The 22,801-nt window shown below is 63.3% G+C and carries 23 protein-coding genes, 1 tRNA gene and 1 riboswitch; of the genes, 11 read left to right on the forward strand and 13 right to left on the reverse strand.

The window, feature by feature from the left end; genetic code table 11:
• Window position 1: 1 nt before the first annotated feature.
• Window positions 2-658, reverse strand: coding sequence for a response regulator transcription factor (locus FZF13_RS05915; protein ID WP_024925997.1), 657 nt, complete (start codon window positions 656-658; stop codon window positions 2-4).
• A 163-nt stretch (window positions 659-821) separates the two neighbouring features.
• Entirely contained in the window at window positions 822-1,256 is a 435-nt protein-coding gene (locus FZF13_RS05920) for a hypothetical protein (RefSeq protein WP_024925996.1), read from the reverse strand.
• Window positions 1,257-1,366: 110 nt separating this feature from the next.
• On the opposite strand from FZF13_RS05920, the gene FZF13_RS05925 reads away from it, so the two are divergent.
• Together FZF13_RS05925 and FZF13_RS05930 are read left to right on the forward strand one after the other, a co-directional pair.
• On the forward strand, window positions 1,367-1,717 hold the full coding sequence (locus FZF13_RS05925; RefSeq protein WP_024925995.1) for a DUF952 domain-containing protein: 351 nt from the start codon (window positions 1,367-1,369) through the stop codon (window positions 1,715-1,717).
• A complete protein-coding gene (locus tag FZF13_RS05930) occupies window positions 1,714-2,790 on the forward strand; it encodes a quinone-dependent dihydroorotate dehydrogenase (protein WP_024925994.1) in 1,077 nt (358 codons plus the stop codon). The genes FZF13_RS05925 and FZF13_RS05930 overlap by 4 nt, the downstream gene beginning before the upstream one ends.
• On the opposite strand, the gene FZF13_RS05935 is transcribed toward FZF13_RS05930, so the two are convergent.
• Window positions 2,787-4,124, reverse strand: coding sequence for an MATE family efflux transporter (locus tag FZF13_RS05935; protein ID WP_024925993.1), 1,338 nt, complete (start codon window positions 4,122-4,124; stop codon window positions 2,787-2,789). The genes FZF13_RS05930 and FZF13_RS05935 overlap by 4 nt on opposite strands.
• 125 nt (window positions 4,125-4,249) lie before the next feature.
• On the opposite strand from FZF13_RS05935, the gene FZF13_RS05940 reads away from it, so the two are divergent.
• Window positions 4,250-5,152 (forward strand): histone deacetylase family protein, encoded by a 903-nt coding sequence (locus tag FZF13_RS05940; RefSeq protein WP_024925992.1) that lies wholly within the window; start codon window positions 4,250-4,252, stop codon window positions 5,150-5,152.
• A gap of 3 nt (window positions 5,153-5,155) precedes the next feature.
• Here the strand turns inward: FZF13_RS05940 and FZF13_RS05945 are convergent, their stop codons facing one another.
• Window positions 5,156-5,419: a DUF6460 domain-containing protein gene (locus FZF13_RS05945; protein ID WP_024925991.1), complete on the reverse strand. Its 264-nt coding sequence runs from the start codon at window positions 5,417-5,419 to the stop codon at window positions 5,156-5,158.
• Between the two features lie 111 nt (window positions 5,420-5,530).
• On the opposite strand from FZF13_RS05945, the gene FZF13_RS05950 reads away from it, so the two are divergent.
• A tRNA-Gly gene (locus FZF13_RS05950) sits at window positions 5,531-5,604 on the forward strand.
• A 220-nt stretch (window positions 5,605-5,824) separates the two neighbouring features.
• On the opposite strand, the gene FZF13_RS05955 is transcribed toward FZF13_RS05950, so the two are convergent.
• Entirely contained in the window at window positions 5,825-6,532 is a 708-nt protein-coding gene (locus tag FZF13_RS05955; RefSeq protein WP_024925990.1) for an outer membrane protein, read from the reverse strand.
• A 408-nt stretch (window positions 6,533-6,940) separates the two neighbouring features.
• Between FZF13_RS05955 and FZF13_RS05960 the strand changes: the two genes are divergently transcribed.
• On the forward strand, window positions 6,941-7,603 hold the full coding sequence (locus tag FZF13_RS05960; protein WP_024925989.1) for an outer membrane protein: 663 nt from the start codon (window positions 6,941-6,943) through the stop codon (window positions 7,601-7,603).
• 20 nt (window positions 7,604-7,623) lie between these two features.
• Here the strand turns inward: FZF13_RS05960 and FZF13_RS05965 are convergent, their stop codons facing one another.
• Together FZF13_RS05965 and FZF13_RS05970 are read right to left on the reverse strand one after the other, a co-directional pair.
• Entirely contained in the window at window positions 7,624-7,941 is a 318-nt protein-coding gene (locus FZF13_RS05965) for a hypothetical protein (protein ID WP_139116506.1), read from the reverse strand.
• A gap of 123 nt (window positions 7,942-8,064) precedes the next feature.
• On the reverse strand, window positions 8,065-9,054 hold the full coding sequence (locus FZF13_RS05970; protein ID WP_024925987.1) for a LysR family transcriptional regulator: 990 nt from the start codon (window positions 9,052-9,054) through the stop codon (window positions 8,065-8,067).
• 278 nt (window positions 9,055-9,332) lie between these two features.
• On the opposite strand from FZF13_RS05970, the gene chvE reads away from it, so the two are divergent.
• From chvE to araD1, 4 genes are all read left to right on the forward strand, one after another.
• Window positions 9,333-10,403 (forward strand): multiple monosaccharide ABC transporter substrate-binding protein, encoded by a 1,071-nt coding sequence (gene chvE / locus FZF13_RS05975; protein WP_024925986.1) that lies wholly within the window; start codon window positions 9,333-9,335, stop codon window positions 10,401-10,403.
• Window positions 10,404-10,525: 122 nt separating this feature from the next.
• Window positions 10,526-12,058 (forward strand): multiple monosaccharide ABC transporter ATP-binding protein, encoded by a 1,533-nt coding sequence (gene mmsA, locus FZF13_RS05980; RefSeq protein WP_024925985.1) that lies wholly within the window; start codon window positions 10,526-10,528, stop codon window positions 12,056-12,058.
• Complete coding sequence (gene mmsB, locus FZF13_RS05985; RefSeq protein ID WP_024925984.1) at window positions 12,055-13,347, forward strand: multiple monosaccharide ABC transporter permease; 1,293 nt, start codon at window positions 12,055-12,057, stop codon at window positions 13,345-13,347. The genes mmsA and mmsB overlap by 4 nt, the downstream gene beginning before the upstream one ends.
• Before the next feature lie 199 nt (window positions 13,348-13,546).
• Complete coding sequence (araD1, locus tag FZF13_RS05990) at window positions 13,547-14,539, forward strand: AraD1 family protein (protein WP_024925983.1); 993 nt, start codon at window positions 13,547-13,549, stop codon at window positions 14,537-14,539.
• Window positions 14,540-14,614: 75 nt separating this feature from the next.
• On the opposite strand, the gene FZF13_RS05995 is transcribed toward araD1, so the two are convergent.
• From FZF13_RS05995 to FZF13_RS06005, 3 genes are all read right to left on the reverse strand, one after another.
• Entirely contained in the window at window positions 14,615-15,385 is a 771-nt protein-coding gene (locus FZF13_RS05995) for a transporter substrate-binding domain-containing protein (protein ID WP_081766958.1), read from the reverse strand.
• Between the two features lie 182 nt (window positions 15,386-15,567).
• A complete protein-coding gene (locus tag FZF13_RS06000; RefSeq protein ID WP_373426407.1) occupies window positions 15,568-16,296 on the reverse strand; it encodes an ABC transporter substrate-binding protein in 729 nt (242 codons plus the stop codon).
• Window positions 16,297-16,455: 159 nt separating this feature from the next.
• Window positions 16,456-17,550 carry a 2'-deoxycytidine 5'-triphosphate deaminase gene (locus tag FZF13_RS06005; RefSeq protein ID WP_024925980.1) on the reverse strand — a complete coding sequence of 365 codons (1,095 nt, stop codon included), beginning with the start codon at window positions 17,548-17,550 and terminating at the stop codon, window positions 16,456-16,458.
• A 108-nt stretch (window positions 17,551-17,658) separates the two neighbouring features.
• A riboswitch (SAM riboswitch) is annotated at window positions 17,659-17,735 on the forward strand.
• 55 nt (window positions 17,736-17,790) lie between these two features.
• Between FZF13_RS06005 and FZF13_RS06010 the strand changes: the two genes are divergently transcribed.
• Complete coding sequence (locus tag FZF13_RS06010) at window positions 17,791-18,978, forward strand: O-succinylhomoserine sulfhydrylase (RefSeq protein WP_024925979.1); 1,188 nt, start codon at window positions 17,791-17,793, stop codon at window positions 18,976-18,978.
• Between the two features lie 24 nt (window positions 18,979-19,002).
• On the opposite strand, the gene FZF13_RS06015 is transcribed toward FZF13_RS06010, so the two are convergent.
• A complete protein-coding gene (locus FZF13_RS06015; protein WP_024925978.1) occupies window positions 19,003-19,338 on the reverse strand; it encodes an MmcQ/YjbR family DNA-binding protein in 336 nt (111 codons plus the stop codon).
• A gap of 62 nt (window positions 19,339-19,400) precedes the next feature.
• A complete protein-coding gene (locus FZF13_RS06020; protein ID WP_024925977.1) occupies window positions 19,401-20,552 on the reverse strand; it encodes a glycosyltransferase in 1,152 nt (383 codons plus the stop codon).
• 178 nt (window positions 20,553-20,730) lie between these two features.
• Here FZF13_RS06020 and apaG point away from each other — a divergent pair, with 178 nt between their 5' ends.
• Window positions 20,731-21,123 carry a Co2+/Mg2+ efflux protein ApaG gene (apaG, locus tag FZF13_RS06025; RefSeq protein WP_024925976.1) on the forward strand — a complete coding sequence of 131 codons (393 nt, stop codon included), beginning with the start codon at window positions 20,731-20,733 and terminating at the stop codon, window positions 21,121-21,123.
• A gap of 162 nt (window positions 21,124-21,285) precedes the next feature.
• Here the strand turns inward: apaG and FZF13_RS06030 are convergent, their stop codons facing one another.
• Window positions 21,286-22,755: an MFS transporter gene (locus FZF13_RS06030; protein ID WP_024925975.1), complete on the reverse strand. Its 1,470-nt coding sequence runs from the start codon at window positions 22,753-22,755 to the stop codon at window positions 21,286-21,288.
• Between the last annotated feature and the right edge of the window lie 46 nt (window positions 22,756-22,801).

Genomic DNA, 22,801 nt, shown 5'->3' on the forward strand with positions numbered 1-22,801 from the left:
ATCAGCCGTTCTGCAGCGGGTCGCCGCCGATCTTGGCGAGTTGGATCACCGCCTGGGTGCGGCTGTCGACATCGAGCTTCTGCAGGATCGCCGAGACATGCGCCTTGATGGTTGCTTCCGAGACGCCGAGTTCATAGGCGATCTGCTTGTTGAGCAATCCTTCGCCCAACATGCCAAGCACCCGCGTCTGCTGCGGCGTCAGGGTCTGCAGGCGCTTGATGAGATCGGAGATTTCCTGATCGCGCTCGATGCCGAGATCGATGCCGGCGGGGACGGCGATATCGCCGGCGAGCACGGCCTTCACCGCCTCGCGGATGTCTTCCATGCTGGCCGACTTGGAGATGAAGCCGGAAGCGCCCAGTTCGAGCGCGCGGCGGATGGTGACCGGGTCGTCATGCGCCGAGACCACCACCATCGGCACCGACGGATGGATGCCGCGCAGCGAGATCAGGCCCGACAGCCCGCTGGCGCCGGGCATGGACAGGTCGAGCAGCAGGAGATCGATGTCCTCATTGGCGGTGACCAGCGCCTTGACGCTGTCGAAGTCACCGGCCTCATGAATGACGGCCACATCGCCGACGCCGGTAAGCGCCGCCTTGAGCGCCCCGCGAAAAAGGGGGTGATCGTCGGCGATGACGAAGCTGTAGCCTGCCGGCAAGATGTCCCTCCCCGATCCCTGTTCTCTTCCCGCAGGATCAAGCGATTGGATTATGCGGTGGCGGACGTCGTTTTCAAGCAGCAAAGACGACAGTCGGAAGGTTCCCAACAAGCTAGCCTGGATCAGGATCACTTCGATCCGATCCGGGTGGCGCCCAGAAAGCTCAGGTCTTCTGCAGACTTGGCTTGGTCGGGTCGCCGTTTTCCTTGTCCATGTCCTTCACGATGCCCATGAAGCCGCGCACGAAGCGCTCCATGTAGCTCATCGTCTTGTTGAAATCCTCCTCGCTGGGCAGCTTGGATTCCAGCTTGGCCGACAACGAATTCTCGAGCTTGGTGACACGACCGTCCAGGGCCTTGACCGTGCCTTGCAGACGGTCGATCTCGTCCTGGAAGGCAGCGCGTTCGTCGGCGGCGACGCGGCACACTAATTGCCCGTCGCGTTCGTTGCAGACCGACATGGCCCCAGTCTGGGTGTCCATGCGGACATAGCCCTGGTCAGTCTTTTCCAGCCGGTAGCGGCCGGCATCCTCGGCCAATGCGGGCGCGGCAAACAGCGCGGCCAGCGTAGCGGGAACGATGAGGTGTTCGAAACGCATGGTTTCCTCCTTCAGCCGTTGCGCGCAATCTGTCTGCGCTTTGCGCCGGAAATGGGGAGAGCCGCTTCTGCGCTCTTTTCCGGCCGTCACAATCAGACTATAGCGCAACCATGTCACGATTTATCTACAAGATCGTGCCGCAGGCCCTGTGGCGCGAAGCTGAACTTGCAGGCCGCTTCGACGGCGCTCCGATCGATTTCGCCGACGGCTACATCCATTTCTCGACCGCCACACAGGTCCAGGAAACCGCGGCTCGCTACTTCGCCGGCCAGAACGACCTTTTGCTGGCCGCGATCGACGGGACCAAGCTCGGCGAAGCGCTGAAATATGAAGTTTCGCGCGGCGGCGCGCTGTTCCCCCACCTCTACGCCCCCCTCGAATTCGACGCCGTTGCCTGGGTGAGATCTCTGCCGCTCGGCCCCGACAGCAGCCATGTCTTTCCGGAACTGGAGGCCGAATGAGCCTGATCGACCGCATCGGCCAGCAGGTTCTGTTCAGCTTCGATCCCGAAACCGCGCATGGGCTCACGATCGCCGCCTTGCGCTGCGGCTTGCCCGTGGCGACACGCCCGCCACGCGACGAGCGGTTGAAAGTAAGCCTGTGCGGGCTCGATTTCCCGAACCCGCTCGGCATGGCGGCCGGCTACGACAAGAATGCGGAAGTGCCGGACGCGCTGCTCTCGCTCGGCTTCGGTTTCGCCGAGGTCGGCACGGTGACGCCGCTGCCGCAGACGGGCAATCCGAAGCCGCGCATCTTCAGGCTGACGCGCGACGACGCCGTCATCAATCGGCTGGGCTTCAACAATGAAGGCCACGACGCCGCCGAAAGACGGCTTGCTGCCCGCAGGCAGCGTGGCGGCATCATCGGCGTCAACATCGGCGCCAACAAGGACAGCGCCGACCGCATCGACGACTATGAGAAGGGTATCGCGCGTTTCGCACCGCTTGCCTCTTACCTCACGGTCAACATCTCGTCGCCCAATACGCCTGGCCTGCGCACCATGCAGGCGCGCGAGCAACTGGCCGAGCTTCTTTCGCGCGTCATGGCCGCGCGTGAAGCCGCCGCCGCCAGGCCACCAGTGTTTCTGAAGATCGCACCGGACCTCATCGAGGCCGAACTCGAGGACATCGCCGCGGAAGTCACCGAAAACGCGGTGGACGGTGTCATCGTTTCCAACACGACGATCGCCCGGCCGGCGCTCAAGAGCACCAGCCATGCCGGCGAAACCGGCGGCCTTTCGGGCAAGCCGCTGTTCGAGCGCTCGACCGCCGTGCTGGCCAGGATGCGCAAGCTGCTTGGTGCGGATCGCGCGATCATCGGGGTCGGTGGCGTCGATTCGGCAGAGACCGCATTGGAGAAAATCCGCGCCGGCGCCGATCTCGTGCAGCTTTATACCGGCATGATCTATGCCGGACCATCCTTGCCGGGACGCATCGTCGCCGGCATGTCCAGTCTCGCCGACCGCGAGGGACTGAAGTCCATCCGCGAGCTTCGCGACAGCAAGCTCGCCGACTGGCTGGCGAAACCGATCTAAAAGGCTTCGCGCACCCGCCGCTGCATGATCGAGAACAGGCTGATGCCGCGCACCAGCAGGAAGACGTGCAGCGCCGCCCACAGGCCGTGATTGCCGAAGGCTGGTGTCAGTGTCAGCAACGCTGCCAGGAACACGCAGAACGACAACAGCATCATGTTGCGCATGTCGCGCGACCAGGTGGCGCCGATGAACACGCCATCCATCTGGAAGGCGAGCACGCCGCTCAGCGCTGTGAACGCGGCCCAGGGCAGATAGGTGTCGGCCACCGTGCGCACGGCATCGGAGGTGGTGACGACACCGACCAGGGCGGCACCGCCAAAGAGCAGCACCAGCGTCGCGACACCGGCGAGGCCATAACCCCACAGAAGCGTCAGCCGCACCGCGCGCCGGAACGAACGTTCGGCGCGGGCGCCGATGGCGCGTCCCGCCAGCTGCTCGGCAGCTGTGGCGAAACCGTCGAGGAAATAGCCTGCGATGAGAAAGAAGTTCATCAGCACGGCATTGGCGGCGAGCGTGACCGTGCCGAACTGCGCGCCCTGGCGCGTGAACAGAGCGAATGCGGCCAGAAGCGAGAAGGAGCGGATCATGATGTCGCGGTTCAGCGACATCATGTGCTTGAAGGCCGACCAGTCGAGGATGCGGCTCATCGGCAAGCGGGGCGCACGGGAAAAGCGCCTCAGCACAATCGCCAATCCCAGCAACATCGCGCAAAACTCGCCGGTCAGCGTCGCCCAGGCAACGCCGGCCACGCCCCAGCCGAGCTCCAGGCCGAGCACGATGCAAAGCGCGATGTTGATGCCGTTGAGAACGATCTGCAGGAACAGGCCGAGATTGCCTTCGCCACGGCCCAGCACGTAGCCGAGGATGGCGTAGTTGACGAGCGAGAAGGGCGCGGCAAGCAGGCGGATGCGGATGTAGAGATCCATCGCCTCGTTGACCCGCTGCTCAGCCCCCATGAATTTCTGGCCGAGAACGGAGGCGACCGGGGCAAGTGCCGCCAGCACGACGCCGGCGACGATGGCGATCAGCACCGAACGCCAGAAAACCGCCTGCTCCTCGGCAGTGTCGCCGCGACCGAAAGCCTGCGCGACCAGACCGGTGGTGCCGGAACGCAGGAAATTGAAGGTGGTGAAGACGACGTCGAACACCAGCGCGCCGGCGGCGAGGCCGCCAAGCAAGGCGGCATCGCCGAACTGACCGACCACCGCCGTGTCGACCAAGCCGAGCAGAGGCGTTGTCAGATAGGCGAGCGTCATCGGCACCGCGATGGCGAGCACCGAGCGGTTGGTGACGACGAACGACCGGCTCGCGGTCGCTGACGATGCCTGGTCCAGTGGTGCCTCCCAGCGGCCTCTTGAACGGGTCGCCGATGTGGCCCAATTTCGCTGTACCGCGCAACTGACATTCCGGACCGGGCAACCGAAATTCCCGCTCTGGCGCATGTTTATGGATACGCCGCTTGCCACTGCAGATCGTCCACCATCCGGACTACGATGCCGGCTTCGCCGTCAATCACCGCTTCCCGATGAGCAAATATCCGCTTTTGATGGAGACGTTGTCGGCGCGTGGATTGGCTCTACCGGGCGCCTTGCATCAGCCCCGGCCCGCGTCAGCCAACTGGTTGAAATGCGCGCATGACGCAACCTATGTCGATCAGGTCATCGACTGCGCGGTGCCGGCGAAAATCGAACGCGAGATCGGCTTTCCTGTCGGCCCGCGGGTGTCGTTGCGTGCCCAGCTTGCGGCCGCTGGCACCGTTCTGGCCGCACGGCTGGCGCTCGAACATGGCATAGCCTGCAATGCCGCCGGCGGCAGCCATCATGCGCGCCGCGCGCAAGGCGCCGGTTTCTGCACCTTCAACGACGTCGCGGTGGCGGCGCTGACATTGCTGGACGAAGGCCGGGTCGGCAACGTTCTAGTGGTCGACCTCGACGTGCATCAGGGCGATGGCACCGCCGACATCCTGCGCGACGAGCCGCGCGTGTTCACCCTGTCCGTGCATGGCGAGCGCAACTACCCGGTTCGCAAGATCGCTTCCGACCTCGACATCGCCTTGCCCGACGGAACCGGCGACCGCGACTATCTGGACCGGCTGGACGGCCTGCTGCCGGTCATCTCCGGCCAGCGACCCTGGGACCTTGTCTTCTACAATGCCGGCGTCGACGTGCACGCCGAGGATCGGCTCGGCCGGCTCTCGCTCAGCGATGACGGCATTCGTGCGCGCGAACGGGCAGTGATCGGCCATTTCCGCCGGCGCGGCATACCGCTGTGCGGTGTCATCGGCGGCGGCTATTCCACCGACGTGCCGGCGTTGGCCGGCCGCCACGCCATCCTGTTCGAGGAAGCGGCGGCCGTAGCCTGAGCGTTATTTGCGATAGCTCGCCAGCCGCAGGATGATGAAGGCCGGCACGACGATCGCGGCACCCAAAAGGATATAGCCGACGAAACGGTCGATGGCGCGGAAGCCCATGTGCCACAGGTCGAGGAAGAAATTTTGGATGCCATAGAGCACGTCGAACGGCGACCAGCCGAAGGCGCTCATGACAATGCCGACCAGGAACGACACCACGACAAGCTTGAGCAGGATCTTGAGCGGCGTGTCGCCGAGAAAGCGGGTCAGTGCAGACAAGGCTCTTCTCCGTTGCAGTCCCTGAGCGTGAGATACGCGCTCGCGGCACTTGCTTCAAGCCGCCGCTTTCTGATTGCCCGAGCCGAGGCGGCCATGCTAACTGGGCGGCGCGCGGGTATGATGTAATGGTAGCCTGTCAGCTTCCCAAGCTGAACGCGCGGGTTCGATTCCCGCTACCCGCTCCAAATCATCAAAGCTAAATAATTGATCCGGCAGAGCCTGCGGCAAGGCCGAACGCATATACAACGGCCAGGCGCGGTTTATGAAAACTCATCCTGTGACGCGATTTGTGCCACAACATGTGACCCAATATTGCGACCATCTACCCTTGCCAAATCGAATCCCGATTTACGACGCTTAGACGTAAATCGGGAGGCAACAGCACTGTTTCGATGTCCGCTTACTTCAGAATTTATAATTCAACCGCGCCAGAACAAGGTCTGTATCTCCGCCTGTTTTGAAGCCTTGCACGCTGGGACCCTTGGGAACCGTGAAGGACACATCACGCTCTGTTTCAAAGATCCGATTGTATTCGACGCCAAGCGACCAGTTTTGGCTAAGCGCGTATTCTGTGCCAACGCCCACAGTTCCGCCAAAACGGGTTTTGACCCCTGTTTCGGAGGCTAAAACACCGCCTGGAGCCAAAAACTGATAGTTGCGACGCGTGATAGCTGCACCGCCTTTCACATAGACTAGGAAATCATTCCATGCGTAACCGACCTGTCCGGTAAACAAGCCAAAAGCCTTTGTCTTGGAACGAACGATACCGCCGGGAACAAGGAGGTTGTCGCTACTACCCGACAGGTCAGCCCAGTTGCCTTGTCCTTCCAGCCCAGACACCCAGCCATCCATCTGCCAGCGGTAGCCAACCTGGCCGCCGACGGTCCCGCCATTTCCATCATAATCAGCGGCAGTTCCCACTCCGATCACAGATCGATTATCGTGACTTTGGCCCCACCCGCCGTTGATGCCGGCATAAAAACCGCTCCAATCGCGGCCTATGGTGATCTCCGTATTGGGTGCAGCTCCGGCGCTGGAAGCAGAAATATCCGCGGCTGCGGCGGGCACCATAGGTGCGGTTAAAGAAAATACGGTGAGCAGAAATACCCTCATGGAGATGTAGCCCCTTTCCCTAGACGCTATCCGCGTTAAAATTATGTAATGTAATAACATAAACAAACTTAATGTCTAGAGCCTTCATTGAAGCACTCCGGAGAGGGCAGGCTTGCTATGTTGACCACGTCATTTCGTGACACGATTTGCGCCACAATCCATGACATCAAACTCATGGCCAACGGTGCTTAGCCATTGATTTTACGGTACAAGAATTTCGGCTCTGCGCCCGCTACCCCGCTCCAGCTCATTTCGTGGTTTCGGCGCCGGGAAGGGTGAACGTCTCCGCCGTGCTTCCCGTCGTATCCGCGCAACACCGCGTTGAAATCCGCGTGATCCGGCAAGCCGCCGCTATTTCCAATCGGCATGGTTGCACGTAGGATGCGCTCGTCTGCACAGGGGCATCCGATGAAGCGCTACTTCATTGCTTTCGCCTTGCTCGCCACGCCGATCAGCGGAGCGTTTGCTGCTGACGCGGTTGTGGACCTTCCTGTCGCCTCGACTTTCGACTGGAATGGCGCCTATCTCGGCGGCCAGGCCGGATATGGCTGGGGCCGCGCCGACAATTCGTTTCCTTCCAATCCCGCAGCCGAAATCAGCGGCAGCGTCGATGGCGGATTTGGCGGCCTTTATGGCGGCTGGAACATCCAGAACGGCAATTTCGTCGGCGGCATCGATGCCGACATCAACTATTCAGGGATCAAGGGCACGTCCACCAATGCGGCAACCGGGGAATCGCTCAACACCAAGGTGACCTGGACCGGCGACATACGCGGGCGCGTCGGCTACGCAATGGACAATCTGCTCATCTACGGTGCCGGCGGCCTGGCGCTTGGCGGCATCAAGGTGAATGTCTCCAACGCCGGCGGCACCTTTGCCAGCGCCAGCGAAACCCGTGCGGGCTGGACGCTTGGCGCCGGCGCTGAATATGCGTTCTCGAACAATTGGGTCGGTCGCGCGGAATATAAATACACCGACTTCGGCAAGGTCGGTTATTCCGCTCCCGCGGGCGATGGCTCGGTCGAGGTCAACACCAACACGCTTGCCATCGGCTTCGCTTACAAATTCTGAGCGATTTCAGGCTTGCAGGCCTATTGGGCGGCGGGTCCGTTTCGATAGGCGATGCCAGTCGCGCCGGTCCCTGGCAGTACCATGCAGCGATCCACCAAGCCTGTCGTGACGTATTTCACGCGATAGATGCCATTGGCGTTAATTGCCGCAGCCTGCTGCTTCAAGGCATTCAGCGCATCGGTTGACGGCGGCGCGGTATCGAAGGGACCCTTGGCGCAAACGACGGCGGAAACCCGGCTCATGATGATGCCGTTGATCGGCAGATCATCCATGATCGCGATATCGGCACCTGCCGGCGCCGACGGCTTCGGGCCGCCGGCACAGGCGGCCAGCGACATCACGGCAATGATCCAAAGGGCATGAGCGCGCATCCCGTTTTCATGCCAGCTATGCTCGCCCGATGCAACAAGGCGACCGGCTTGTCGCGGCAGGCTGCTCGCGCCCCTTTGGGCCGAGACCTTTCAGCTCACTTCCTTGAGGATGAAATCGTAGAGCATCTTGGCGGCGGGAGAGAGCACGCGCTGCTTCATGGTGATCAGCGAATAGGGCCTAACCTCGATGTCGAAATCGGTCGGCACGACATCGATGGCGCCGGCGAGACCGTCCGCCCCCTGGATGAACTTCGCCACCTGGACCGATACCGGTGCGATGGCCTCCGACTGCGAAACCATCACCAGCGTCAAAAGCAGCGAGCTGGTGTTGAAGATATGCTCGGGCAGCGGGATGTTGCGGTTGAGGAAATTCGCCTCCATCACCTGCCGCAACGGCGAGCTGCCGGACTGGAACACCCAATCATAGCCGGCGGTCTCTTCCAGGCGAACCGCTTTCCTGCCCATCAGCGGATGACCGCGCCGGACGATCAGGCAAGCCTTTTCGATGCCGATGACGCGACTTTCGAACAGGCGCGGATTGAGGTCGTCGGGGATGCGGGCGATGATGAAATCGTGCCGCATGGCGATCAGTTCCCGCGCCAGCACGTTGCTGGTCTCGACCTGCATGGTGATCTCGATGCGCGGATAGAGTTTGCGAATTTCGCGGATCGCCGGAACGGCCAGTTCGATCGCCGGCGCCGTCACTGCTCCGAGGAACACCGAGCCGCCCTTGCCGGCCTTGAGCTCGGCGATCTCCCGGTCCGTCTCGCGCATCTCGATCAGGATGATGCGCGCGCGCCGCACCAGCGCCTTGCCATAAGGCGTCAACGCCACGCCACGCGGCAGGCGCTCGCACAAGGGAACGTTGAGAATGGCCTCCATCTCGGCGATCATGCGCGAGGCGGCCGGCTGGGAAATGTTCATGACCTGCGCCGCCGCGCTGACCCGGCCGTGATCGTCGAGCGCCACGATCATGCGCATGTGACGCAAGCTGAGCCCACTGTGCAGAAGCGCGGTACCGTCGCCGCGCTCGCCATTGTTGCGCTGGGTGTCCACTGACGCCTTGCCGATCTCGACCATGTCCTACCCCATCTGCACGGCCCGAAGGCCGTACGCATATCAGATTCGATATACCAAACATCGAAGATCGAATTTGACAGTTATGGCAAAGAGACACAACCTTCGCGCGCCACGCCTGCCGCGACCTTCACCGACCCACCGGGGCCGGTTGGAACCGGACGGCGAGGATCGATTGGGAGGTTAGCAGGATCGATATGCTCGTCGGCGCGATGCGCCCGGCGAGAGTGGCCGGGCGAAACAGGCCGGGCGCCGCTTTCATCAACTAGGGAGAGAGTACCGTGAAGATCATCAAGACGTTCGTCGCCGCGCTCGCGGTCGGCATCGCGGCCATGAGCTATTCGGCGCAGGCCGCGGAAAAGGGCCTTGTCGGCGTGCTGATGCCGACCAAGACCTCGCAGCGCTGGATCAACGATGGCGATGCCGTCAAGTCGCAGCTCGAGGCGCTCGGCTACACCGTCGACCTGCAATATGCGCAGGACGACATTCCAAACCAGCTGAGCCAGCTGGAAAACGAAATCACCAAGGGTCCGAAAGCGCTGATCATCGCCTCGATCGACGGCACCACCATGGGTGACGCACTGCAGAAGGCCAACGACGCCGGCGTTGTCGTCATCGCTTATGACCGCCTGATCAAGAAGACGCCGAATGTCGACTACTACACCACCTTCGACAATTTCGGCGTCGGCGTGATCCAGGCCGACTCGCTGGTGAAGGGCCTCAAGGAGCGTTTCCCCAACACCAAGCCCTGGAATGTCGAGCTGTTCGGCGGCTCGCCGGACGACAACAATGCCTTCTTCTTCTACAACGGCGCCATGTCGGTGCTGCAGCCGCTGATCGACAACGGCACTGTCAAGGTCAAGTCGGGCCAGATGGGCATGGACAAGGTCGGCACGCTGCGCTGGCTGGCCGCCACCGCGCAGGCCCGCATGGACAACCTGCTCTCCGCCAACTACTCGGACGGCAGCCGCGTCGACGGCGTATTGTCTCCCTATGACGGCCTGTCGCGCGGCATCACCGCCTCGCTCCGCGCCGTCGGCTACGGCACTGCCGCTCAGCCCTGGCCGATCGTCAGCGGCCAGGACGCCGAGACCGCCTCGGTCAAGCTGATCATCTCGGGCGAACAGTATTCGACCGTGTTCAAGGACACGCGCGAATTGGCCAAGTCGACGGTGCAGCTCGTCGACAAGGTGCTGTCGGGCGGCAAGCCGGACGGCCTCGACACCAAGACCTACAACAACGACGTCAAGGTCGTTCCCTCGATCCTGTTGACGCCGCATGAGGTCGACAAGGCGAACTACGAGAAGCTGGTCGTCGAGTCCGGCTACATCAAGGCCGAAGAACTGAAGTAATTCGTCCTTGCCTCGGGCTCCGCGCCAGGCGCGGAGCCCCCTTTTTAGACACTCCACCCTTCGGTATCATGCGGCAGAGGCGGCACGCCCGGCTTCGCCCGCTGGCAAACCAGGTTTTCGTGATGGCACAGACCATTCTGGAGATGCGCGACATCACCAAAACGTTCCCGGGCGTCAAGGCGCTGTCGAACGTCAACCTGCGCGTCGAGGAAGGCGAGATCCACGCGGTGGTCGGCGAGAACGGCGCCGGCAAGTCGACGCTGATGAAGGTTCTGTCCGGCGTCTATCCAACCGGCTCCTATGACGGCAAGATCATCTATCGCGGCCAGGAGTGCCATTTCAAAGGCATCCACGACAGCGAAAACCTCGGCATCGTCATCATCCACCAGGAGCTTGCGCTGGTGCCGATGCTGTCGATCGCCGAAAACATCTTTCTCGGCAACGAACACGCCCGCTACGGCATCATCGACTGGAATGCCAACGAAGCGCGCACCCGCGCCTTGCTGAAGAAGGTCGGTCTCACCGAGGACCCCAAGACCCTCATCACCAATATCGGCGTCGGCAAGCAGCAATTGGTGGAAATCGCCAAGGCGCTCAGCAAGGAAGTGCGACTGCTGATCCTCGACGAGCCGACGGCCAGCCTGTCGGAGAAGGACAGCCAGGCGCTGCTCGACCTGCTGCTCGAGTTCAAGCGACAAGGCATCACCTCGATCCTCATCTCGCACAAGCTCAACGAGGTGAACCGGGTCGCCGACCATGTCACCATCATTCGCGACGGGCGCACCATCGAGACGCTGTCGCGGCAGGACATCAGCGAAGACCGTATCATCACCTCGATGGTGGGCCGCTCGCTCGACGATCGCTATCCGCCGCGCGAACCGCAGGTCGGCGAGGTCATCTTCGAGGTCAAGAACTGGTCGGTCTACCATCCGCTCCACGCCGAGCGGCAAGTGATCAAGGGCATCGACCTCAATGTCCGCAAGGGCGAAGTGGTGGGCATTGCCGGACTGATGGGCGCCGGGCGCACCGAATTCGCCATGAGCCTGTTCGGCCGCTCCTATGGGCGGCGCATCACCGGCGAGGTGTCGCTGCGCGGCAAGCCGGTCGATCTTTCCTCGGTGGGCCGTGCCGTGGAACAGGGCATTGCCTATGTCACCGAGGATCGCAAGACCTACGGGCTCAACCTGATCGACCACATCAAGCACAACATCACGCTCGCCCATCTCGACGGCGTGTCGAAAAAGGGCGTCATCAACGACCTGCGCGAGCTTTCGGTCGCCAACGACTATCGCGGCAAGACCAACATCCGGGCATCGAGCGTCTATCAGATGACGGGCAACCTGTCGGGCGGCAACCAGCAGAAGGTTGTGCTGTCGAAATGGCTGTTCGCCAATCCCGAAGTTCTGATCCTTGACGAGCCGACGCGCGGCATCGACGTCGGCGCCAAATACGAAATCTACACGATCATCGCGCGGCTGGCCGCCGAGGGTAAGGCGATCATCGTCATCTCGTCGGAGATGCCCGAACTGCTCGGCATCACCGACCGCATCTACGTCATGAACGAAGGGCGCATGGTCGGCGAAATGGCGGCGAGCGACGCCAGCCAGGAAAAGATCATGCGCGCGATCGTACGGGGAGAAGGAAAAGCATCATGAGCACCGACAGCGCCCCCGCACCGAAGAGCACCGTCGCCGAAGACGTACAGCCGGGTCAGCGCGTCGCTGTCTCCGCGCTTGTCAACAACCTGCGCGACTACGGGCTGGTGCTGGCGTTGATCGCCATCATGATCTTCTTCCAGTTCACCACCTCCGGCACGCTGTTCAAGCCGGTCAATCTCAGCAATCTGGTGCAGCAGAATTCCTTCATCATCGTGATGGCGCTGGGCATGCTGCTCGTCATCGTCGCCGGCCATATTGACCTCAGCGTCGGCTCCGTCGCCGGCTTCATCGGGGCGCTGGCCGCCAATATGATGGTGACCTGGCAGCTCGGCCTGCTCAGCAATCCGCTGGCGGTCTCACTGGTCTGCCTGCTGATCGGCGGCGCCATCGGCGCGGCGCAGGGCTATTGGATAGCCTATCACCGAATACCGTCCTTCATCGTCACGCTGGCCGGCATGCTAATGTTTCGCGGCATGTGCCAGGCGCTGCTCGGCGGCGGCTCGTCGGTGGGGCCGTTGCCCGACAGCTTCAAGGCGCTTTCTTCCGGCTTCATTCCCGACATTATCGGCCCGCTGACCCTGGTCGAGCCGATCGTGAACGCGGCCGGCAAGACCGTGGTTGGCAGCGGCCTGAGCCTGCACATGACGACCATGGTGATTGGCATCATCGCCGTCGTGGCCTACGCCTATTTCGGCCTGGCGGCGCGGCGCACGCGCGAGCGGCACGGCTATGAGGCGGAACCCTTCGCGCTGTTCGCGATCAAGACCCTGGTGGTGAGCGCGCTGGTGCTGTTCCTCGTCTTCCAGTTCGCCACCTACAGGGGCCTGCCCATCGTGCTGATGGTGATGGCCGTGCTGATCGCGCTGTTCATCTTCGTCACCAAGAAGATGACGATCGGCCGCCGCATCTATGCGATGGGCGGCAACGCCAAGGCAGCCCAGCTCTCCGGCATCAAGACCGACCGGCTGACCCTGATGGTGTTCATCAATATGGGCGTTCTGTCGGCACTCGGCGGACTGATCATCGCCGCGCGCCTCGGCCAGGCCGTGCCGGCGGCGGGCCTGGGTAGCGAGCTCGACGTGATCGCGGCGGTGTTTATCGGCGGTGCCTCGGCGATGGGCGGCGTCGGCCAGGTGATGGGCTCGGTGGTCGGCGGCTTCATCATGGGTGTGATGAACAACGGCATGTCGATCATGGGCGTCAATGTCGACTGGCAGCAGGTGGTGAAGGGGCTGGTGCTGCTCGGCGCCGTCGTCTTCGACGTCTACAACAAGAACAAGGCCTGAAACCGCCGCGGCAAGGCGAAAGACAGGTATGTCGCTCGCGGGCCGAAAGCCGGAAGCCCCTGCCGGACAGTTCGGCAAGCAAGGCTGACCGCGGGCCAAACCCGGATGAGAAGGTTCAACGCGGCGCCCATGCGGGAGCCGCGAGGGGAAAGATTTGCGGGCGCGATGCCCCGCGACAGGCAAGGCAAAGAGGATCGTCATGTTGATCTCCCAGTTCCTCGATGAAGGCGACACCATCCGCGTCGTCGCCCGCGACGGCGGCAAGGCCCGCGTGGTCAATGGCGCGCGCAGCGTCTACTCGCTGGCGACGGAAGCGGCGCGCACCGGCTCCGGCCTGGAAGCGCTGATCGAGCGGAAAGGCTTTGCCGATGTGGTCGACCTTGAAGCGCTCTACCGCAAGGGACGGCTGCTATCGCCGATCAACCATCCCGACCCGGCGCATCTGCATCTCACCGGCACGGGCCTGACACATCTCGGTTCAGCGGCGGCGCGCGACGCCATGCACAAGAAACTCAACGCCGAGGGCGAGGAACAGCTGACCGATTCCATGAAGATGTTTCGCATGGGGCTCGACGGCGGCAAGCCGGGCGCCGGACAGGCGGGCGTGCAGCCGGAATGGTTCTACAAGGGCAATGGCACCATGGCCGTGGCGCCCGGCACCGCACTGTTGTCGCCAGCCTTCGCCGAGGACGCCGGCGAGGAACCGGAAGTTGCCGGCATCTACATCATCGGCGACGACGGCATGCCGTTCCGTGTCGGGTTCGCCCTGTCGAACGAGTTTTCCGACCATGTCACCGAACGGGTCAACTATCTCTATCTTGCCCATTCGAAACTCAGGAACGCGTCTTTCGGCCCGGAAATCCTGATCGGCGACCTGCCGGTCGACATCCGTGGTGCCTCGCGCATCCTGCGCGACGGCAAGCCTCTGTGGGAAAAGCCGTTCCTGTCGGGCGAAACGAACATGTCGCACACCATCGCCAATCTTGAACACCATCACTTCAAATACGCGCTGTTCCGCCGCCCGGGCGACGTGCATGTGCACATGTTCGGCACCGCCACCCTGTCCTTCGCGGACGGCATCAGGACGCGGGACGGCGACGTCTTCGAAATCGAGGCGCCGGAATTCGGCCTGCCGCTGCGCAATCCGCTGGAGATCGAGCAACCGGTGAACGTGACGGTGAAAGCGCTCTAGGGCGAAAACGAAAACGGGCGCCAGCGGCGCCCGTTCCCCGTGGTCGAGGCCGACTAACAGCAGCAGCCGTGACCATCAATAGATGTCGAAATCGAAATACTTCGCCTGCACCTTCTTGTAGGCGCCGTCGGCAACGATCGCGTCGATGGCCGCATTGAACCGCTCACGCAACGCGTCCTCGCCCTGGCGGATCGCGATGCCGATCTGCGCTTCGGTGCCCTTCACGTCTCCCACAAGCTTGCAGCAATCCTTGCCGCCGCCATTCTTGACCCAGTCGACCAGAACGAACTTGTCGGTGATGATGGCATCGAGCCGGCCGTTGACCAGATCGGCCACCGCGTCCTCATGCGTCGGGTAGAGTTTTACCTCGGCACCGGACTTGGCGTAGACGTCCTGGGCGTAGGTCGCCTGGGTGGTCGAGGCCTGCGCACCCAGCGTCTTTCCGGCCAGGGCCGTCGGCTCGGTGCCGGTCAAGGTCGTATCCTTCAAGGCGGCAAGCGCTAGCGGCGTCGCATAATATTTGTTGGTGAAGGCGACCTGCTTCTTGCGCTCCTCGGTGATGGTCATCGAAGCGATGATGGCGTCGAACTTCTTGGCCTGCAGCGCCGGGATCATGCCGTCCCAATCCTGCGCGACGATCTCGCATTCGATCTTCATCTGGGCGCACAGCGCCTTGGCAATGTCGACGTCGAAGCCCGCCAGCGTGCCGTCGGCCAGCACGGTGCTGAACGGCGGCGCGGCACCCTCGGTCGCGATCTTCAGCTTTTCGGCGGCAAATGCCGCACCGCCGCCCATCACGAGCATCGCCGCTGCAGCGGCCGAAACCAGCCATTTCGAAATATGCATTCCTGAATTCCTCCAACTCCGGCCAAAACGGCCGTCACCCTGCCAAACATGACGAGCCGGAACGAGGAAGCGCCAGCTGAGGGCTTCGGATTGGCACTCGGAGCGTCCAAATGAAAAACGGGCGCCGGATGGCGCCCGTTTCATAAACACGGCCGGTCGGGGCCACCGCCCCGTTCAACCGATCAATAGATGTCGAAATCGAAATATTTCGCCTGGATCTTCTTGTAGGTGCCGTCGGCGACGATCGCGTCGATGGCGGCATTGAGCTTCTCGCGCAGTTCGTTGTCTTCCTTGCGCACGGCGATACCGGCCTGGGTTTCGGTTCCCTTGACGTCGCCGATCATCTTGCAGCAGTCCTTGGCCGAGCCGTGCTTCATCCAGTCGACCAGCACGAACTTGTCGGAGAGCACGGCGTCGAGGCGGCCGTTGACGAGATCGGTCACGGCCTCTTCCTGCGTCGGATAGAGTTTCACGTCAGCACCGGCCTTGGCGTAGACGTCCTGGGCATAGTTGGCCTGGGTGGTGGAGGCCTGCGCACCCACCGTCTTGCCGGCGACGGCGGCGCCATCGGTACCGCCCAGCGAACTATCCTTCAGCGCCACCACCGCCAGCGGCGTGGTGTAATATTTGTTGGTGAAGGCGACCTTCTGCTTGCGTTCCTCGGTGATGCTCATCGAGGCGATGATGGCGTCGAACTTCTTGGCCTGCAGCGCCGGGATCATGCCGTCCCAATCCTGAGTGACGATCTCGCACTCGGCCTTCATCTGGGCACAGAGTGCATTGGCGATATCGATGTCGAAACCTTCGAGCTTACCGTCGGAGGTGATGGTGTTGAAGGGCGGATAGGCGCCTTCGGTGCCGATCTTGATCTTTTCGGCCGCAAAGGCAGTGCTTGCGCCGGCCGCCAACATCGCCACGGCCGCAGCCGAAACGATCCACCTGGACATCTTCATTGTTTTCCCCCTCGGGTTTGCGGCCCCAACGGCCTTGTCTGACAGCCAAGCACGGCCAAGAGACCCAGGCAAGCGCGCCATGCGACCTGCACTTGCCATTCAGCGCGGCTGGGCCATTCAGCGTGCAGCGCGGAAATGCTTGGAAAGCTTCAGGCCCTGCGCCTGATAATTGGAGCCGAGATCGGTGCCGTAGAGCGCGTTCGGCCGCTTCAGCATGTGCTCGTAAACCAGCCGGCCGACGATCTGGCCGTGATCGAGGATGAACGGCACCTCGTGGCTGCGCACCTCAAGCACCGCGCGGCTGCCGGTGCCGCCGGCACCGGAATGGCCGAAGCCGGGATCGAAGAAACCGGCATAGTGGACGCGGAACTCACCCACCAGCGGATCGAACGGCGTCATCTCGGCGGCAAAGAGCGGCGGCACATGCACCGCCTCCTGGCTGACCAGGATGTAGAACTCGTCGGGATCGAGCACCAGTTCGCCGGCGCCGCTGCGATAGAGCGGCTCCCAGAAGTCGACGACATTCTGTGCGGCGCGCTTGTCGACGTCGACCAGCCCGGTGTGATGCTTGCCGCGATAGCCGACCAGGCCGTCCTTGTCGCCGGCGAGGTCGATCGACAGCGCGATGCCGCCGCCGGAAATATTGGGCGGGTCGATTGCCACCAGCGTCTCGGCGCAGTGCAGCGCGTGCAGTTCGTCTTCCGATAACAAGGCTTTGCCGGTGCGGAAGCGGATTTGCGACAGGCGCGAACCGGTGCGCACAACGATCGGGAAGGTACGCGGACTGACTTCGAGATAGAGCTGACCGCGATAGCCGGCGGCGACCTTGTCGAATTCCTGGCCGTGATCGGTCATGACGCGGGTGAAGATGTCGAGGCGGCCGGTCGAGCTCTTCGGGTTCGTCGAGGCGGAGATGTCGGCCGGCAATGCCAGGCTTTCGAGCAATGGCACGATGTAGACGCAACCAGTCTCCAGCACCGCACCATCGGCGAGGTCGATCTCATGCAGCTTCAGCCGCTCCAGCTTGGCAGCCACGGTGCTGTTGGGGCCGGGCAGGAACGAGGCGCGGACGCGATAGGCCTTTTCGCCGAGGCGAAGGTCGAGGCTGGCCGGCTGAATCTGGTCGCCATCGAGCGGACGCGGCGACTTCAGCGCGCCTGCCTGGAACAGCGCGGCAATGTCCTGATCGGGAAGAATGCCTGTCTTGCGCAATCTCAACTCCGCGGCGGCTGGCCCATGCCCGGGTGCGGCTATCATGCCAGCAACCCAAGCTCTTAATGAAGCCGGCAATTGACGCAAGCCGCGCCCGGGTCTAAAGGGGCTTTATCCCGTGGTGATTTGCCGGTCGGCTTGCAGCCACGTAAAACAAGTCGCTAAAGGACCGTGGGCCATGAAAGGCCATATGGACCGGTTGCGACTTCGCGGCCGGTTTTTTTGTGTTGGAACGGAGCCATGACCGAAAAGAAGCGCAACTGGAAACCCGCCACCCAGCTCGTCCACGCTGGCACCCTGCGATCAGGCTTCGGCGAAATGTCGGAGGCGATGTTCCTCACCCAAGGCTATCACTATGACAGCGCCGAGCGCGCCGAAGCCCGCTTCAAGGGCGAAGAGCCGGGCTTCATCTATTCGCGCTATGCCAATCCCACCGTCGACATGTTCGAAAAGCGTATGTGCGCGCTGGAAGGCGCGGAAGATGCCCGGGCGACGGCTTCCGGCATGGCGGCAGTAACAGCAGCAGTGCTGTGCGGGCTTAAGGCCGGCGACCACATCGTGGCGGCGCGCGCGCTGTTCGGCTCCTGTCGCTGGGTGGTCGAGACGCTGGCGCCGAAATACGGCATCGAGGCGACGCTGGTCGACGGCACCGACATCAAGAATTGGGAAGCCGCGGTCCGTCCGAACACCAAGCTGTTCTTCCTGGAAAGCCCGACCAATCCGACTCTGGAAGTCGTCGACATCGCCGCCGTCGCCAGGCTCGCCAATTCCATCGGCGCCCGGCTTGTGGTCGACAACGTCTTTGCCACGCCGCTGCAGCAGAAGCCGCTGGAGCTCGGCGCGCATATCGTCGTCTATTCGGCCACCAAGCACATCGACGGCCAGGGCCGGTGCCTCGGCGGCATCGTGTTGTCCGACAAGAAGTGGATCGACGAGAACCTGCACGACTATTTCCGCCACACCGGCCCCAGCCTCTCGCCCTTCAATGCCTGGGTGCTGCTGAAGGGCCTGGAGACGCTGCCGCTGCGCGTGCGCCAGCAGACGGAAGCCGCCGGCAAGATCGCCGATTTCCTCGCCGGCCACCCCAAGATCGGACGTCTGATCTATCCCGGCCGCGCCGACCACCCGCAGGCCGACATCATCAAGAAGCAGATGACGGGCGGCTCGACGCTGATCTGCTTCGACCTGAAGGGCGGCAAGAAGTCGGCCTTCGCCTTCGAGAACGCGCTCGACGTGGTGCTGATCTCCAACAATCTGGGCGACGCCAAGAGCCTGATCACGCACCCGGCGACAACCACGCACAAGAACCTCACCGACGAGGCGCGCGCCGAACTCGGCATCGGCGAAGGTACGCTGCGGCTGTCGCTCGGCCTGGAAGATACCGACGACCTGCTGGAAGACATCGAACAGGCGCTGGCGAAGGCGTGATCCGCGCTGGCTCGGGCCGCCTCGTTAAGGGGCGGCCTGGAGCAACGTTTTCGGCGCGACCGAGCGCCAGCCCATCGCCATGGCATGGCGGACGCTTGCCTCGTCCGCCATGTCGAGAACGACGCGCGTCCAGCCCCTCTGGCCCCAGGAGCCTGGGATCGGCTCGAACTGGCCGGCGGCCGTTTCCATCAGGAGGCGTTGCTCGTCGGGCGAGAGCTTGACGACGGCGCGGCCGTCCTTCGGCCGCAGCGTGGCGAATATCTTGCCGCGCACGCGGAAATCCGTCACGTCGAAATGACCACTTTGGACGGCTTCGGGAAAGCCGAGCGCAAGCTTGCAGAACCGTTCCTCAGTCAGCATCGCCCACCTCCCTCGCAGCCGATCATGCCGCAAAGCGGACGCGAACGATACGGCGGCGAAGATCAGGCGCCCGAGAGCACCTCTTCGGGCTCGTCGGATTTGGTGCTGATGTTCATGGTGTTGCCGCGCCAGTCGATGGCGCCACCGACCCAGCCGCGCAGCCACACCGCCGGCAGCATGACATCGCGAACCATCATCGCGGGGATCAGCCGCGGCGAGGCATACCAGCCCTTGGCCACGGCCAGCGCATATTCGGGCAAATAGACCGCCGCGAGCACCGCGAGCGTCGTCCAGAACAGGCTGACCTCGGCGCTTGCCGCCGCGATCAGTGCCAGCAGCAGCGGAATGGCCGCGCCGACGCAGATTTCCGGCGCGAAAAAGAACGGGAAGGTGACCCGCCGCAGCCGCGCCCAACGGGCCTGGCGCGACCACACGGCTTCACGGGTGCGATAGCCAAGCGGCTGTTCGAAGGGCGAGGCGACCAGATGGACCTTGAGGCCGAGCCCGTTGACCAGCTTGGTCGCGGCGGCGTCCTCGGCGATCTCGGCGGCCAGCGCGTAAATGCCGCCATTGGCATCAAGCAACGGCTTCGACCACAGCATGCTCTTGCCCTGCGCGAAGCCAAGGCCGGCGGCGGCACCGGTGTATTGCCAGCGCGCCTGCAAGGTGTTCAGGAAGGCGCATTCGACCTCGGCCCAGAAACCGTCGGGGCGCGAGCCGACCGGCGTCGAGCAGACGAGGCCGCTGTCGGCGCGCCATGCACCCATCATCTGCTGGATATAGTCGCGCGGCATCAGCACGTTGGAATCCGCCAGGATCACCCAGTCGTGATGCGCAGCCTCCCAGCCCTTGACGCAATTGTTGAGTTTGGGATTGCCGCTGATGCGGTCGTCGCCGGTGAGTAGCCGCGTCGGTATATGCGGAAATCGCGCCATGGCGGCGCGGATCGCCGGCACGACGGCGTCGTCCGAATGGGCAACGCAGAAAATCAATTCATAGCTGGGCCAGTCGAGCCGGAAGGCGCGTTCGAGCGTCTCGGCGGTGAACGGCTCGACGCCGCGCGCCGGCACCACGATCGAAACCGGCGGCGCCTGTTCACCGGGCGGTCGCAACGTGCGGCGACGCTCCAGTTGCGACCAGGCGAGCGCAATGGAAACCAAGTTGACGAGAAGCAGAAAGGCGGAGAGCGAGGCGGCTGCGGTTGTCAGGTCCATGAAGTCAGGTCACTCCCGGAAACGCGGCCTGAAGCCCTTTGTCAGGCGTCCGTGAATCATCCTCGGGCCGGCCGCCATCGGGGGCACACCATCACCGTTTCATGTCGCGCACATGACAGAAGGTTGACCATGATGGATCGAGGACGGAAACTTGCCTTGGTTGTCCTGCGAGTCGCCCATGTACAGTGCCGTTACCCGAGATATCAGAGTCGAGGTGGAACCGTTCTACCTTGAAGACCGGTCGGATCCGGCCGAGGGCCGCTATTTCTGGGGCTACCGCGTGACGATCGACAACCGTTCGGACGAGTTCGTGCAATTACTGTCGCGCTACTGGCATATCACCGACGGCACCGGGCATGTGGAAGAGGTGCGCGGCGCCGGCGTTGTCGGCGAACAGCCAGAGCTGAACCCCGGCGACAGCTATCAATACACGTCCGGTTGCCCGCTTTCGACGCCGTCCGGCATCATGGTCGGGCACTATACCATGCGCAATGCGCGCGGCGAGCGGTTCGACATCGCCATCCCAGCCTTTTCGCTGGACCTGCCGAATGCCAGGCGCGTCGTGAATTAGGAGAGCGGCTTCCCCTTCTCCCCGTTCATGGGGAGAAGGTGGCCCGAAGGGCCGGATGAGGGGCGGCACCAAGCGGGCAGGAGCCGGCTCTGCCCCTCACTGCCCTGCCGGGCATCTCTCCCCGTAAACGGGGAGAGAAAGGCAGCTTCGATGCAGCGCTCATCACGCCGTGGCGGTCCGACGCCAGATAACCAGGCTGACAAGGATCAGCAGCGCCGCTGCCGCGGCGATCACGCCGACAAAAGCCTGGTCGAATGCGGCACCCGCGAGCCGTGTGAGTTCGGTCGCTTCGGTCGGCCCCAGCCTCTCGGCGATCAGCAGTGCCTCGTCCAGACTGTCGGCTGCCTGCGCGGCGATCCCGTTGGGCAACACCAGCGCGTATGTGTAGAGCGCCGACATCAGGCTGCCGAGAAAGGCGATGCCGAGCGCGCCGCCAAGTTCAAAGGACACTTCCTCGATGGAGGCCGCCATGCCGGCCCTCTCCTCGGGGGCCGACAGCATGATGACGCTGGATGCGGCCGTCATTGCCGCGCCGAAGCCAAAGCCCATCGCCGACAGCGCCGTGAGCCACAGCCAGGTTTCACCTCGATACACCATGAGATAGGCGGCGAGTGTTGCGCCGGCCAAAAGCAGCGAGGACCAAAGCACGCGCACCGCGCCAATCCGGGGTAGCGCCAGACCGGTGACAGGACCGGCGATGAAGGCCGCGAGAGGGATAGGCAGGATGACGAGGCCGGCTTGCAGCGGCGAGAGGCCGAGCACGAGCTGAAGGCGCTGGCTGAACACCAGCTCGACGCCGATCAATGCCGCCGACGCCACCATGGCTGTCGCGACACCGGCGGAAAAGCGCGGATTGGCGAAGAGCGAAAAGTCGATCAGCGGCGAGCGGCTGGCGAGTTGGCGGCGAACGAAGACGACCATGGCGAGGAGACCGACGGCGAAAGCCAGGCCGGCGGCAAGCCATGACGGATCGCGCTTGGCGAGTTCCTTGATGGCGTAGGTCAGGCCCACCAGCCCGACCATCACCTGAATGGAGCCGACGAGATCCCAGGGGTGATCGCTGTTGCCCGGCCGGCTGGGCAGCAAGGTCGCGCCGGCGAGCAGAGCGACGATCACCACCGGCACATTGATCAGGAAGACCGATCCCCACCAGAAATGCTCCAGCAGCGCGCCGCCGACCACCGGGCCGAACGCGGCTCCGCCGGAGGCCACGGCCGCCCAGACGCCGATCGCGAAAGCCCGTTCCTTCTCGTCGATGAAAGTCAGCCGGATCAGCGACAGGGTGGCGGGCATCATCATGGCAGCGCCGACCGCGAGCAGCGCCCGCGCCGCGATCAGCCAGGCTGGCGTCGGGGAGAACGCGGCGCCCAGCGAAGCCAGGCCGAACACGACAAGTCCCGCCATGAACATGCGCTTGTGGCCGAGCCGATCGCCCAAAGTACCGACGCCCGGCAGGAGACCGGCGACGACAAGGGGATAAGCGTTGATGATCCAGAGTTTCTCGGTCGCCGTCGCCCTCAGCTCATGCGTCAGCGTGGGGAGCGCGGTGTAAAGCACCGTCATGTCGATGACGATCAGGAACAGCGCGCTCGACACGATGGCGAGAACCAGCCAGCGGTTGCTCGGGGACATGATACCTTCCTTCAATCTACTCACCTTGGCGGGCTTGCCCCGCCGC

Source organism: Mesorhizobium terrae, assembly GCF_008727715.1.
Classification (GTDB): domain Bacteria; phylum Pseudomonadota; class Alphaproteobacteria; order Rhizobiales; family Rhizobiaceae; genus Mesorhizobium; species Mesorhizobium terrae.

Coding starts and splice junctions, on each gene's coding strand:
- FZF13_RS06020 (WP_024925977.1), bottom strand. CDS start 20,552: ATGGACCTGACAACCGCAGCCGCCTCGCTCTCCGCCTTTCTGCTTCTC.
- FZF13_RS05920 (WP_024925996.1), bottom strand. CDS start 1,256: ATGCGTTTCGAACACCTCATCGTTCCCGCTACGCTGGCCGCGCTGTTT.
- FZF13_RS06030 (WP_024925975.1), bottom strand. CDS start 22,755: ATGTCCCCGAGCAACCGCTGGCTGGTTCTCGCCATCGTGTCGAGCGCG.
- FZF13_RS06000 (WP_373426407.1), bottom strand. CDS start 16,296: ATGTTGGCGGCCGGCGCAAGCACTGCCTTTGCGGCCGAAAAGATCAAG.
- FZF13_RS05960 (WP_024925989.1), top strand. CDS start 6,941: ATGAAGCGCTACTTCATTGCTTTCGCCTTGCTCGCCACGCCGATCAGC.
- mmsA (WP_024925985.1), top strand. CDS start 10,526: ATGGCACAGACCATTCTGGAGATGCGCGACATCACCAAAACGTTCCCG.
- mmsB (WP_024925984.1), top strand. CDS start 12,055: ATGAGCACCGACAGCGCCCCCGCACCGAAGAGCACCGTCGCCGAAGAC.
- FZF13_RS06010 (WP_024925979.1), top strand. CDS start 17,791: ATGACCGAAAAGAAGCGCAACTGGAAACCCGCCACCCAGCTCGTCCAC.
- apaG (WP_024925976.1), top strand. CDS start 20,731: ATGTACAGTGCCGTTACCCGAGATATCAGAGTCGAGGTGGAACCGTTC.
- FZF13_RS06015 (WP_024925978.1), bottom strand. CDS start 19,338: ATGCTGACTGAGGAACGGTTCTGCAAGCTTGCGCTCGGCTTTCCCGAA.
- araD1 (WP_024925983.1), top strand. CDS start 13,547: ATGTTGATCTCCCAGTTCCTCGATGAAGGCGACACCATCCGCGTCGTC.
- FZF13_RS05965 (WP_139116506.1), bottom strand. CDS start 7,941: ATGTCGCTGGCCGCCTGTGCCGGCGGCCCGAAGCCGTCGGCGCCGGCA.
- FZF13_RS05970 (WP_024925987.1), bottom strand. CDS start 9,054: ATGGTCGAGATCGGCAAGGCGTCAGTGGACACCCAGCGCAACAATGGC.
- FZF13_RS05955 (WP_024925990.1), bottom strand. CDS start 6,532: ATGAGGGTATTTCTGCTCACCGTATTTTCTTTAACCGCACCTATGGTG.
- FZF13_RS05925 (WP_024925995.1), top strand. CDS start 1,367: ATGTCACGATTTATCTACAAGATCGTGCCGCAGGCCCTGTGGCGCGAA.
- FZF13_RS05930 (WP_024925994.1), top strand. CDS start 1,714: ATGAGCCTGATCGACCGCATCGGCCAGCAGGTTCTGTTCAGCTTCGAT.
- FZF13_RS05995 (WP_081766958.1), bottom strand. CDS start 15,385: ATGCATATTTCGAAATGGCTGGTTTCGGCCGCTGCAGCGGCGATGCTC.